The sequence below is a fragment of the Maritimibacter sp. genome (assembly GCF_016774595.1).
Classification (GTDB): Bacteria; Pseudomonadota; Alphaproteobacteria; order Rhodobacterales; family Rhodobacteraceae; genus Maritimibacter; species Maritimibacter alkaliphilus.
On record NZ_JACBWT010000001.1, the window covers coordinates 896590 to 908586 of the forward strand.

Below are 11997 nucleotides of genomic sequence, written 5' to 3' on the forward strand. Positions count from 1 at the left end.
CTTGACATCCCTATTATCTTCCATGGAAGATAATGAGCAAACGGGAGGAAATCATGCTTTCACACGACGACAATATGCGGATGTGTTTGACCGGGGCCGACACGCCGATGGGCCGGGCGCTGCGGCGCTATTGGGTGCCCGCGCTGCTCGAATCAGAGGTGAGCGAGTGTGACGGAGACCCGGTGCGAATCGAGATCATGGGCGAAAAGCTGGTGGCCTTTCGCGACACGGACGGCAACATCGGTATTCTGAACGAGTTCTGCTGCCACCGGGGCGCGTCGCTGTCCTTGGGCCGGAACGAAGACTGCGGTCTGCGCTGCATCTACCACGGCTGGAAGTTCGCGCATGACGGCACGGTGCTCGACACCCCCAACGTGAAAGACCCCGAGTTCAAGACGCGGTTTAAGATCAAGTCTTATCCTGCGGTCGCAGCGGGCGGGATCGTCTGGATCTATATGGGCGCGCCCGAGGACAAGCCTGCGTTCAAGCGGTATCCGTGGATGGACCTGCCTGCCTCGCACCTCCTGACCACGATCCACTTCGAGGATTGCAATTATGTGCAGGTGACCGAAGGGCTTCTCGACACCACCCACCTTGGGTTCCTGCACTCTGACGGGTTGTCGCGTGCGGGCGATGTGCAGATCGACTACGCCGCCAAGGTCGGCAAGATGGCCGACGATCTGGCGCCGGAGCTCGCCGCCGAGGACACCGAGTTCGGGTTTCATTATGCGGCCCTGCGCAAAGGCGACGAAGGCGGCAGCCACAACGTGCGGATCACGTCCTTCGTAGCGCCCTTTACCGTGCTGAATCCGAACGGCGATATTGCGACGCTGATGGTCCCGGTCAACGACACGACGTCGCTGTTCATTCATGTGTTCTGGGACACCGAAAAGGCGATTGGCGAGGAACCGCTGCGCTCTCAGCAGCTCGAATTCGTGGGGCTGACCGATCACCATCTGGACAGTTACGGCATTTCGCGCCGCACCTTCGGCACCCCTGCGACGGCAGGGCATCACAACCGTTTCGGGCAGGACCGCGCAGCGATGCGGGCGGGCAAGACGTTTTCGGGCCTGCCGGGTCTGATCGAAGAGGATGTCGCGGTCGTCGTATCGAGCGGCCCCATACGGGACCGTTCGGGCGAGCGGTTGTCGTCAGCGGACATCGGTATCCAGCGGCTCTACCGCACGCTTCTGACCATCGCGAAACAGGTGGACGAAGGGCGCGAACCGACGGGGCTGGGATCGTCCGTGGATTACGGCGGAATCGTCGGCACATCGGGCGTGGTGGACGCAGGCGAGCCGTGGCAGAGCCTTGTTCCCGGTCACAAGAAAGCGCAGCCGAACCGCAAGCCGGGCGTGCCTGCGGAATGACCAGAAGCGAACCGGCGCGCGGGCTGGATCGCCCGCGCGTCCTTATGTGCTGCACGCTGCCGGACCCGGTGGTGGCGGCGCTGGCCGAAGGGCTGGAACTGACCGCCAAGCCGCTGCCCGAGGTGACGGCCAAAGACGCGGCGGATGGGCTGATCCTGTCGGTCGAGACGCCTTTGGACGGCGCGGCTGTCGCCCGGCTCCCGTCGGGACTGGCGGCGGTCGGCACCTATTCGGTCGGGACCGACCACATCGACCGCGCCGCCCTTGCCGAGCGCGGGTTCGCGCTTTTGTCGACGCCTGACGTGCTGTCGGCCTCGGTCGCTGAAATCGCGGTCTTCCTTACGCTTGGCGCGATGCGGCGGGCGACGGAGAGCATCTCACTCGTGCGGTCGGGCGCATGGACCGGGTGGACGCCCGGTCAGCTTCTGGGCCACGAGCTTGCGGGTCGCAAGGCGGGGATCTTCGGCATGGGCCGGATCGGGCAAGAGATCGCCGCGCGCCTGTCGGGCATGGGCATGAGTATCGCCTATCACAACCGGTCGCGGCTGAAGCCGGAGGAAGAATGCGGCGCGGTCTATCACCCGACGCTTCAGGGACTTGCGGAGACTTGCGACGTGCTGGTCATCGCCTGTCCGGCCAATGCCGCGACCGGGGGCGCGGTGAACGCGCGGATCCTCGCCGCCATGCGCCCCGGCAGCTATATCGTGAACGTCGCGCGGGGGACCGTGGTGAACGATGCGGCGCTGATTGCGGCGCTGTCCAGCGGGCAGATCGCAGGGGCCGGGCTGGACGTGATGGCGGGCGAGCCGAACTACGATGCGCGCTATCTGGATTTGCCAAACGCGTTTCTCCTGCCGCATATCGGAAGCTCGACCGTCGAGGCGCGGGTGCGGATGGGCGCGATCCTGCGTGACGGGTTCAGGGCCCTCGCGCGCGGCGAGACGCCGCCAAACCTTGTGCCGGAGCCAGCCTGATGCCCGATCTGTCCACCGTGTCGAACATCGACGACCTGCGCAGCCGCGCCCGGTGCGCCCTGCCCCGCGCGCTGTTCGACTTCGTCGACGGTGCGGCGGGCGACGAGACGACCGCCCGTCACAACCGCGCGGATTTCGACCGTTATGGGTTTCGCCCGCGTGTTGGTCGTGACGTGTCCACGATCGACCTGTCGGCAACGATGGCGGGCCGGCCCGCCGCACTTCCCATTGCGCTTAGCCCCATCGGCTTTGCCGGGCTGTGCTGGCCAGAGGGCGAGGTTCTGGCGGCCCGTGCTGCCGCGCGGGCGGGCATTCCGGCTTGCCTGTCCACCAACTCCATCGCGTCCATCGAAGATGTCGCGCGCGCCGTGCCCGAGGGTGAGAACTGGTTCCAGCTCTATTTCCTCAAGGATCGTGACTGGATGATGGGGCTTGTGCGCCGCGCACAGGATGCGGGCTACCGGGTGCTGGTACTGACGCTCGACCTACCCGTGGCGGGGCGGCGCGAACGCGATGTGCGCAACGCCTTCACCGTTCCCATACGCCCGCGTCTGACAACGCTCGCCGACACCGCCCTGCGCCTGCCGTTCCTCGCCCGGTCGACCCGCACCCGGTTCCGATTCGGCAATTTCGAGGGCAACCCTCACGCGGACGGGTTCGTGAGCATCGCCAAACACGTCTCGTCGCTCTTCGATCCCTCAGCAACGTGGGAGGACGTGGCGCGTGTGCGGGCAGCATGGGACGGGCCGATGATCGTCAAAGGGCTGTTGCACCCCGATGATGTCGAGGCCGCGCGCCGGATCGGAGTGCAGGGCATCTCAGTCTCGAACCACGGCGGTAGACAGTTGGACGGATCGCTTTCCGCCGTCGCTACATTGCCCGACATGGTCGCGGCGGCGGGTAGCGACATTGAGGTGATGCTCGACAGCGGAGTTCGGCGCGGCACCGATATCCTCAAAGCGCGTGCGCTTGGCGCATCCAGCGTGCTGATCGGCCGGGCTTGGGCCTATGGCCTTGCCGCTGCGGGCGAGGCGGGCGTGGACAAAGCGATCGAACTTCTGCGGGACGAAATGACGAATGCGATGATGCTGCTGGGCGAACGCGACATTGCCGCGCTCACCCCCAGCCACCTGACGGGTACGACACGATGAGTTTTGCCCTGCGCTATGCCCCGCACCTTGGGTTTCGGGGCTTTGACACGCCGCTTTTTGCCCACGCCGCACCGTCGCGCGACCCGGTCGACCAGATCGCCTTTGCCGCTGCCGAAGGGTTCGCGGGAATTCAAGACCCTTGGTTTTCGTCCCGGCCCGAGGTGGACAAGGCGCGTATTGCCGAGGCACTGACCGCATCCGACCTTGCCGCAGGAACGCTTGGCATTGGCGGGTTATCTGACCTGCGCCGGCCGCTTTGGTTTCCGGGCGACACGTCCGGTGAACGCGCCTTGCAGGCCGCCTGCGATCAGGCCTTCGCCGACGCGGCCCGGATCGGGGCGCGTGACCTTGCCATCGTGCCCGCCGGGACGACCGCGCTTGGTCAGGACGCGGCGGAGGGCGCATTCGCCGCACGCCTTTCGACCCTCGCAGATCGCGCGGCGGCCGCTGGTCTGACGCTGAATGTCGAGGTTGTGGACCCGGCAGCGATCCCCGGTCAGCTGTTCACAAGCTTTGCGCAGGCCGCCCGCGTGGTTCGCCGGATCGGCCACCCCGCCGTGCGCCTGATCTACGACACCGGACACCTGATCGCGACGGATGGCGACCTCATGACCCCGCTCACCCGCGACGCGGACATCATCGGCCCAGTCCAGATCGCCGGGCAGCCGGGGCGGTGCGAGCCGGGGGCGGATCCCCGCATCCGCCCGGTCCTGGACGCGCTCGCCTCGCAGCGGTTCGCGGGTCTCGTGGAACTCGAACACCTCTGGGCGGACGCGTCCGCCCAAAGCGAACGAGCCGGCATCGACTGGCTCCACGCCATCGACGCCGAACTGACGCAAGCCAAAAGGACAGGATCATGAGCTTCGAAGGAAAAACCGCCATCGTGACCGGCGCAGGCACCGGGCTGGGCCTCGACATGGCGACCCGTTTGGCAGCGTGCGGTGCGAACATCGTCTCCGCCGACATTCTGGATGCGGACGCCGGGGCCGAGGCGGCCCGTGCCGTTGGCGCGAACGCCATCGCCACCACGACCGACGTCTCGGACAAGGCCGCAGTCGATGCCATGGTCGCCCGCACGATCGAAACCTTTGGTCAGGTCGATATCCTGATCAACAACGCCGCGATTTCGCGGGGCATGGTGCTGAAGCCTTTCGAAGAGGTCTCGGCCGAGGAATTCCGCCGCATGATCGACGTGAACACGCTGAGCGTTCTTTTGTGCTGTCAGGCAGTTTCACCGCACATGCGGGCGCGGCGTTATGGCCGGATCGTCAACGTCGTCTCGGGGACCGCTTTCAAAGGCGCGCCAAACCTCTGCGCTTATACCGCGTCAAAAGGCGCGGTGATCACTATGACCCGATCCCTCGCGAACGAATTCGGCGCCGACGACATCACCGTGAACGCGGTATCACCGGGCTACACGTTGACGCAGAGCAACCTCGAAAACACCGCTTTCGACGGTGTTTATCGAGGCATCGCCCGCGACACCCGCGCTCTTAAACGCGACGCCCAACCGGAAGACGTGTCTCGCGTGGGCTTGTTTCTCGCCAGTGACGACGCTTCGTTTGTCACCGGGCAGGTGATCGCGGCAGACGGGGGATCGGTTTACCACTAGGCGCATCGCCAGCGGTCTCGCATCAAGATGTGCGCTGACTTCGGGAAAAACTTGAGAGAAAATTTCAGGCGCATTGTTCGTCGCCACATGTACGATTTGTCCGTCTTGGACGCTTGACAGACCGCCACGGCGCAGTCGGAGGATTTAGCTCTTACTACTTTCTCGGTCCAACGTCGCCAACACTTCGACGAGGCGCCAAGTCTTCCCAGTCATTTTGATCGCTCCACACTTCCACTTTCATCGCAAGTCACCGACGTCTCGGTGCGAAAGCGGGCAAACGACATCAAGAATTTGCACGAGCCGGAAGATCTCTTGCGATGTCAGAAGGCACCGGCAGGGACTGATTTGGGCGTTCGATGACCGCTCGCCAAACTCTCGATTTGCCTAGAGGCAAATTCCTCGGTCGGCGCCATTGGTGATTGGGTAGCCTTGATCGGAAAGACAGTCCGTCTCACCGGCAGTCCCACAGAGCGAAATCATAGGAATACCAGAGATAGCGCGTAGAGGCTCGCAATGCAGGAAAGCGTGGCTGTGCTGGCAGACTAATTCAAACCAGTCTCAGCCAGGCCAGATGCGCTGTCCCTTATTCCGCGCAGAGAACGCGCCACTCGGCCAGAGCGGCGGCGCGGTTGGCCTTGAAAACCGGGCGGCTTGAGAGGCTGCGTTCCTCGTTGAAGTGGTTTGAGACAGAAGCATGAACGGAGGCGAACTTCTGGAGACTTCGCATGCGACGGAACCGGAGCATGGCACGTTCTCGCCTTCGGAACGGCAGGTGCGAATTCGCTGCGCGTTTGCCCACCCAGCGACCTGTTTCCTGCCGCGCATCAGCTCGGATTATTTTCAGAATGGCATCGTATGACTGGAGCTTTTCGGTCGAAATTGTCTCCGAGGCGCCATGCTTGAGCATCGTTTACTTTTGAAACCTAAAGTCCGCCTTCCGGTCGCAGGTCGTGGTAAAAAACCCTCCAGGCCCTCTCCCTCGTATCCACGGCGCGTTAGAGGTAGTGCCGCTCACCGTTTTTCTTCACGAACATCTCGTTGAGGTGCCTAAGGCAGAAACTGGAGCGCATTTCCTCATTCAGGCACCTACGAAGTTCGGCCGCGACTATTGGTCTGAACGGATGCCACAAGTATCTGGCCGTCTCGTGGCTCATGTCGATCCCGCGCTCGAGGAGCAGGTCTTCAACTTTGCGCAGCTTGAGCGGGAAACGAACATACAGCATCACCGCCAAAACGGATGATCTCGGCCGACGTATTATAGTAACGGGTGGGCTCGACTTGGATATGTTCGGACTTGAGCTAGTGTACTTCCCTCGCCTCAAGCCAAGTTGCTCTGACAAGACCGTATTGACTGCAAGACAGCCAACGTGACTACCCCGAGAAACCCACCCGTCCGGATAGACAGTGAATGGTGAGATTAGGAACGTCGTATTCAACACTAGTCTGCTTGGGTCAAACCTTCGAAAACGTCTTTCATAATCCAAGCTCGTATGATCACGGCGTTTCGATCCGGGCGCGCTGTTTGCAGGGTTCCGACGAGTACGCGACGGTTGAGCCATCCGAATGGACCGTCTCTGACTTTTGCGGTAATGGTCGACATCGCATAATGATCGGGCTCGCGCATGGTATCGACAACCACGCGGTTCTCAATGGTGATGAACGTACCGTCATACGTCTTCATTTCATAAATCGCTTCGAGTTCTTTGACCCCGTCCGCGCGAAGAAACTGGCGATCTGCGCCGCCGGCCAGCACAGTTCCGGATAGTCCCTCCCCCTCGAGTCCCTCGTAAAATCGCCCGCCACTGATCGGGACCATGAAACGCTGACCGCCCCGCGCCGGGCCAAGGTCTACGGGATCGCCAACATCGACGATAGCGGTCCAGACCAAACCGGCCTGCGGGGGCATCGGGGGAAACGTCGACATTAGGTCCTGATCTGTCATTCATTCCTCTCGAAGCCCATGCGCAACTGATACGGATTTCTTATCGTTCAGCGGGGTGTTTTATTTTTCGATTATAGATCGGGGGCGTAGCGTTTGGTCAAGCGGGATAGGACCCGCGTATGGGAGGATTAAAATGTCTATGACTGTGCGGACCGCTCTGAAAGGCGGCATCGCGGCGCTTGCCATGTCGATGATGGCTACGACATCACAGGCTGCGGATGAACTGGTGATTTCGACGGCAACGCCGCCGCAACATGCGCAAACCATGACGATGGTCTGGTTCGCCGAAGCTCTCGCCGAGGCGACCGGCGGAGAGTTGACGGCCAAGATCTTTGACTCGAGCCAGCTCTACAACGCTCGCGATGTGGGCAAGGCTGTTGCGCGTGGTGATGTTGGGATGGCCATCGTGCCATCGCCCTACCTGAGCCGGATCGAGGCCAACATCAACGTGCTCGATCTGCCAATGCTCAACGGGCTGTCCGAGACCACGCGAAACGACATGCTCGACGGCCCGCTAGGGGACAAACTGAACGAGCTTCTTTCCGACAAAATGGGGGTTGTCGTGCCGGGCAATTGGCCACTTCTGGGGCGGGTTATGTATTGGTCGACGGCTAAGCCGCTTACAAACCACGAAGAGTTCAAAGGTATGCAGGTGCGCATTCCCGGTGGTGCGGCAGCCGCTGCGCGCGTCGAGGCTATGGGTGGCGTGCCGGTGGTGATGCCGGGGTCCGATATGCCTTTGGCTCTGCAACAGGGCACGGTCGACGCGACCATGGCTTCGATTGAATCCGTCGTTCAGCAGAAGCTGACGGACGTGGGCGTAACCCACGGGTTCTGGGATCAGGGTATCGTTGGTTATCTGATCCCCATCGTGAGCCGGTCCTATTGGGATAGTCTGGACAAAGACCAGCAAGCGACCTTCAGTGAGGTCTGGAATGCGACGGTCGCAAAACAGCGCGAGATGGCGATTGAACAAGATGGCGAGTATCGCGCGAAGCTTACCGAATGGGGTGTGACGATCTCGGACGCTTCTGACGAGGCCTCGGCGACCGCACGCGACGCCATGATGCCCATTCAGGCGGGTCTGGTCGATAAGCTCGAGATCTCGGACGAGGTCATGTCCCTGGCTGAAGAGGCCGCCAAGTGATCCGCTTTGTGGGGGCTCTCGACCGATTGATCGGATGGATCGCGGCGGCAGCGCTGGCTACTTGCTTTGCGCTTCTGACGTTCAGCGTCTTTGCGCGATATGCGGCCCCCACATTACAACCCCAATGGGTTTTCGAGGTTTCCGTATTCCTCCTGGTCTGGGCGATCCTTCTGGGGGTCGCCCGGATCGAAAAACGAGGCGAGCACATTCGCGTCGATTTCCTGTTGATGTGGCTTGGGCCGCGTGGAAGACGGGCGGCGCAGATCGCGGCGCTTCTGGCGGCTCTCGGGGTCTCTGGTCTCTTCGTATATTCCGGTGTGATCGTCGTGCAGGATGGCATGATGTGGGATGAACGCACCGAAAGCGCCTTGCGCCTGCCGTTCTGGATATTCTACCTCGCCTTGCCCGCGAGTTTCGCGATCCACTTTATTTTCATCGTGAGCCGCATCGCGCTTGTTCTACAGGGCCAGGCCGCGCCGCATCCCCACGGGTTATCGGACTAAGACGACATGACAATCATTCTGGGTCTCGGCATCGTTCTGGCGCTGCTCGCTATCGGCATTCCGATCTACATCGTCCTAATGGGCGTGAGTTCGGTCCTGCTATTGTCCGAAGGGCGGACGCTGGCGGGGCTGGGACAGCATGTGCTGGACCACCTGAATTCGCCGGTTCTGATTTCGGTTCCGTTCTTCATCCTCGCCGCCGTCCTGATGCGCGGTGGCGGGTTGGCAAAGGTGCTCTTCGATGCTTCGTTGTCATGGATCGGTTGGTTGCCGGGCGGTCTTGCGATCTCCGGCGTCGTCGCAACAGCCATCTTTGCTGCAATTACCGGATCGTCCGCGGCTACGACGATGGCTATGGGTACACTCTTGGTGCCACTGATGATCGAACGGGGCTACAAACCCACGTTCGCCATGGGCTTGACCGCAGCCGCTGGGACCTTGGGCATCTTGATCCCGCCGTCGCTGCCGATGATCTTGATTGGCCTGATCGCGGAAGAGAGCATTCCGCGCCTTTTCCTTGGCGGCGTCATACCCGGCTTGATGCAGGCAAGCCTTTTCGCGCTTTACATCCTAGTGATCGCCAAGCGCGTGGGCGGCGGGTCCGAACGCCTCGAAGAAGGGCAGTCCATGCTGCGCACGAACCTGCGCGCCATTCCTGCCTTTATGATCCCTGTCGTTGTTCTGGGCGGAATCTATGGAGGTTTCGTGACCCTGACCGAAGCGGCCGTACTGGGTGCCCTTATTGCGCTGATCGGGGTGCTCTTTTTCTACCGCACCGCGAAGCTGCGTGAGATTCCCGCGATGCTGACCGAAGCGATTGACCGAACTTCGGTGATCATTCTGATTATCATGGGTGCGACGCTTGTTTCGGCGTGGATCATCAAATCGGGCGTACCTCAGGAATTGGCTCGCAACATCGTGGAAAGCGATCTGAAGCCGTGGCAGTTCCTGCTCATCATGAACGTCTGCCTGCTGATCCTTGGAATGTTCCTCGAAGGGGTCGCAATCATCCTGATCGTGTTGCCCGTTGTCTCGGTGGTCGTGCGCGAAATGGGGATCGACATGACGCATTTTGCGGTGGTGATGGTTATCAACATCGAACTCGCGCTATTGTCGCCGCCGATTGGCCTAAACATGTTCGTCATGTCCAATGTGACGGGGCGGCCGGTGGGTGAGGTCCTACGCGGAACAATCCCGTTCTTCCTGATAATGCTGGTGCTTCTGATGTTGGTGACGTTTATCCCGGCAATCTCGACATGGCTGCCCAATATGGTGCTTGGATAAAAAGGGGCGGTGAATCTTCACCGCCCCGAAGTCATAGCTTGGCCCACTATGTGGAAGGCGGCCGAGTCAGAGACCGTGGTCGAGCAAGAACTGTTCGACCACCTGGTTGAAGACTTTGGGGTTTTGTTGCGAAACCGAGTGACCGCTTCCTTCGACAAGACGCACCCGGGCCTGCGGCATCGCCTTGTTTACCTCGGCAAAAATCGCCGCGTGGACAGGCGCGGTCTCCGCCCCTGACATCAAAAGAACAGGCATCTTCAGCGCGGCAAGCGCGTCCGGTGCCAACAACGGGAACTCGTCATCAGAAAGAGCAAGCGACCGCGCCGCTTGCAGGTTTTGCATCCGTCGCTCCATAACTTCGTCAGGCACATCTTTCGGCGCTTTGCCGACGATCCCACCGGTCAGAATGCGCAAGCCTTGCTCGTCGTCACCTTGCTCGAACGCTTCCCGCGCCGGACGGGCAGATCGGTCGAGAAAGGCGCGAGCGATCTCGCGTCCGCTGTCCGAACTTAGGGCATATCGCATCATGGGCGCTTCGACCGAAACGACGGCCTGAACCCGCTCCGGCATCCGAAGCGCCGCGGCGAGTGCCGTGAAGCCACCGTAAGAACTGCCGACCAGCACGGCCTTCTGCACCCCAAGCGCGTCCATGAGTTGCTCGACATCTTCGGCATCGACCAGAGCATTGTGATCCCGCGTTTTCAGTATGTTCGGGTTGGGAAAGCTGTAGCGTCGGCTGTAGACGATACAATCGAACTTCGCAGTGAAAGCCTCCCACTGCGGCGCCCAAGAGCGATAGTCCCCCATCGCGCCGTGGATGAAGAGCACAACGTTTCCCCTGCCCGCTCGGATGTAGGTCAAGGTCACACCAGACTCGAGTCTCACGGAAGCCGGTTGCTGTAGTTCAATCGCCAAAACGAAACCTTCTCTCGGGGCAACCGAAACCCAGTCGCCCGGTGATGTTCGCTCCGACTTTATCCAGCTTTGCAATAGCCAGATAATAACGCTACGCATAAGGCGATAAGAGGATCGTATACCATGCCCCTGCCTAGTGCGGACACGCTCATGTCCCGTCTGCTAATGAAGGCCAAGGTCAGGCACATGCAAGTCTTGGTCACGCTGGCAGAAATCGGGAGTATGCGTCGGGCCGCAGATGCGCTCCATATGACTCAGCCCGCCGTGTCTCAGATGGTGGCCGAGCTTGAACGTTTGCTGGAGATTGACCTGTTTTTCCGCCACGCACGCGGGGTCGAGCCGACCGAGGCGACCAAAGACCTGCTGCCGATCGCACAGCGTATTATCGACGCGGTGGCCGACGGTTCATCGGCTGTATCCAACCGATTGCAACATCAGGCTGGCATCGTGCGCGTTTCGGCGAGTGCAGCGGCGATGGGAGGCATGATCCATGGTGCCCTCGACAGTTTTGCGACGCGGTATCCGGATATTGAGGTCATGATTACGGAAGCGGGGGCGTCAGCGCCTTTAGCGGGTATCATTGAGGCAGCGACTGATCTGATTTGCACGCGCGAGCCGAACATCGCTCCGAAAGGGTGGGCCTTCCAGAAATGCATTGATGATGCCCTGATTGTTGCTTGCGGGGCGCAACACCCATTGGCGAAGGCCTCGCAGATAAGCTGGGATGAACTCGGTCAGCAGAAATGGCTCATGAACCGGGTAGGGTCGATTGCGCGACGCACATTCGAAGGCTTGGCCCAAGAAAATGGCTGGCCCAATGAGACCAGATGCCAGATCATCGCGCACGTGCCCCGTTTGACACTGGGAATGCTTGAGACCGGAAAATATCTCGCAATCCTACCGCGAAGCGTCGCGATGCCTTGGTTTGATCATGGGCGTGTCTTGGAACTGAAAGTCGATATCTCGAGCGAACTGGAACCGTTAGGTTATCTTTATCAGCCAAACCGCGCGGGTCCGGCCGCTGAGACATTCGCTGCACATATCCGCGCGTTTTCTGCTGGAAAGCTATGAGCGCAGCCGGGGATCCTCGGAAGGTCGG

General features: G+C 61.1%; 11 protein-coding genes and 1 pseudogene. 9 read left to right on the forward strand and 3 right to left on the reverse strand.

Features of this window, described 5'->3' with window-relative positions:
• Window positions 1-53 precede the first annotated feature (53 nt).
• The 5 genes from HOY44_RS04445 to HOY44_RS04465 are packed head-to-tail and all read left to right on the forward strand — an operon-like array spanning window position 54 to window position 5107.
• On the forward strand, window positions 54-1370 hold the full coding sequence (locus HOY44_RS04445) for a Rieske 2Fe-2S domain-containing protein (protein ID WP_287433274.1): 1317 nt from the start codon (window positions 54-56) through the stop codon (window positions 1368-1370).
• A complete protein-coding gene (locus tag HOY44_RS04450; protein ID WP_287433275.1) occupies window positions 1367-2344 on the forward strand; it encodes a 2-hydroxyacid dehydrogenase in 978 nt (325 codons plus the stop codon). Before HOY44_RS04445 ends, HOY44_RS04450 begins: the two co-directional genes overlap by 4 nt.
• Window positions 2344-3495 carry an alpha-hydroxy acid oxidase gene (locus HOY44_RS04455; protein ID WP_287433277.1) on the forward strand — a complete coding sequence of 384 codons (1152 nt, stop codon included), beginning with the start codon at window positions 2344-2346 and terminating at the stop codon, window positions 3493-3495. Before HOY44_RS04450 ends, HOY44_RS04455 begins: the two co-directional genes overlap by 1 nt.
• Window positions 3492-4355, forward strand: coding sequence for a TIM barrel protein (locus HOY44_RS04460; RefSeq protein WP_287433278.1), 864 nt, complete (start codon window positions 3492-3494; stop codon window positions 4353-4355). Before HOY44_RS04455 ends, HOY44_RS04460 begins: the two co-directional genes overlap by 4 nt.
• A complete protein-coding gene (locus tag HOY44_RS04465) occupies window positions 4352-5107 on the forward strand; it encodes an SDR family NAD(P)-dependent oxidoreductase (protein ID WP_287433279.1) in 756 nt (251 codons plus the stop codon). Before HOY44_RS04460 ends, HOY44_RS04465 begins: the two co-directional genes overlap by 4 nt.
• Window positions 5108-5690: 583 nt before the next feature.
• On the opposite strand, the pseudogene HOY44_RS04470 reads toward HOY44_RS04465, so the two are convergent.
• Window positions 5691-6391, reverse strand: a pseudogene (locus tag HOY44_RS04470) (DDE-type integrase/transposase/recombinase).
• Between the two features lie 154 nt (window positions 6392-6545).
• The gene (locus HOY44_RS04475; protein ID WP_287433281.1) at window positions 6546-7049 is read right to left on the reverse strand and encodes a DUF3237 domain-containing protein; all 504 of its coding nucleotides are present in this window, start codon (window positions 7047-7049) and stop codon (window positions 6546-6548) included.
• 133 nt (window positions 7050-7182) lie between these two features.
• On the opposite strand from HOY44_RS04475, the gene dctP reads away from it, so the two are divergent.
• Genes dctP through HOY44_RS04490 form a run of 3 tightly spaced genes read left to right on the forward strand, consistent with a single transcriptional unit; the run spans window position 7183 to window position 9983 of the window.
• Complete coding sequence (gene dctP / locus HOY44_RS04480) at window positions 7183-8196, forward strand: TRAP transporter substrate-binding protein DctP (RefSeq protein WP_287433283.1); 1014 nt, start codon at window positions 7183-7185, stop codon at window positions 8194-8196.
• A complete protein-coding gene (locus tag HOY44_RS04485) occupies window positions 8193-8699 on the forward strand; it encodes a TRAP transporter small permease (protein ID WP_287433285.1) in 507 nt (168 codons plus the stop codon). The genes dctP and HOY44_RS04485 overlap by 4 nt, the downstream gene beginning before the upstream one ends.
• Before the next feature lie 6 nt (window positions 8700-8705).
• Window positions 8706-9983 (forward strand): TRAP transporter large permease, encoded by a 1278-nt coding sequence (locus HOY44_RS04490; RefSeq protein ID WP_287433287.1) that lies wholly within the window; start codon window positions 8706-8708, stop codon window positions 9981-9983.
• A 66-nt stretch (window positions 9984-10049) separates the two neighbouring features.
• Here the strand turns inward: HOY44_RS04490 and HOY44_RS04495 are convergent, their stop codons facing one another.
• The gene (locus HOY44_RS04495; RefSeq protein WP_287433289.1) at window positions 10050-10811 is read right to left on the reverse strand and encodes an alpha/beta fold hydrolase; all 762 of its coding nucleotides are present in this window, start codon (window positions 10809-10811) and stop codon (window positions 10050-10052) included.
• A 237-nt stretch (window positions 10812-11048) separates the two neighbouring features.
• Here HOY44_RS04495 and HOY44_RS04500 point away from each other — a divergent pair, with 237 nt between their 5' ends.
• Window positions 11049-11969 carry a LysR family transcriptional regulator gene (locus HOY44_RS04500; protein WP_287433291.1) on the forward strand — a complete coding sequence of 307 codons (921 nt, stop codon included), beginning with the start codon at window positions 11049-11051 and terminating at the stop codon, window positions 11967-11969.
• Window positions 11970-11997 lie beyond the last annotated feature (28 nt).

Bases quoted from the DNA above. Each gene is read 5' to 3' on its own strand.
- HOY44_RS04490 (WP_287433287.1), top strand. From the start codon at position 8,706: ATGACAATCATTCTGGGTCTCGGCATCGTTCTGGCGCTGCTCGCTATC.
- HOY44_RS04450 (WP_287433275.1), top strand. From the start codon at position 1,367: ATGACCAGAAGCGAACCGGCGCGCGGGCTGGATCGCCCGCGCGTCCTT.
- HOY44_RS04455 (WP_287433277.1), top strand. From the start codon at position 2,344: ATGCCCGATCTGTCCACCGTGTCGAACATCGACGACCTGCGCAGCCGC.
- HOY44_RS04475 (WP_287433281.1), bottom strand. From the start codon at position 7,049: ATGACAGATCAGGACCTAATGTCGACGTTTCCCCCGATGCCCCCGCAG.
- HOY44_RS04445 (WP_287433274.1), top strand. From the start codon at position 54: ATGCTTTCACACGACGACAATATGCGGATGTGTTTGACCGGGGCCGAC.
- HOY44_RS04460 (WP_287433278.1), top strand. From the start codon at position 3,492: ATGAGTTTTGCCCTGCGCTATGCCCCGCACCTTGGGTTTCGGGGCTTT.
- dctP (WP_287433283.1), top strand. From the start codon at position 7,183: ATGTCTATGACTGTGCGGACCGCTCTGAAAGGCGGCATCGCGGCGCTT.
- HOY44_RS04500 (WP_287433291.1), top strand. From the start codon at position 11,049: ATGTCCCGTCTGCTAATGAAGGCCAAGGTCAGGCACATGCAAGTCTTG.
- HOY44_RS04465 (WP_287433279.1), top strand. From the start codon at position 4,352: ATGAGCTTCGAAGGAAAAACCGCCATCGTGACCGGCGCAGGCACCGGG.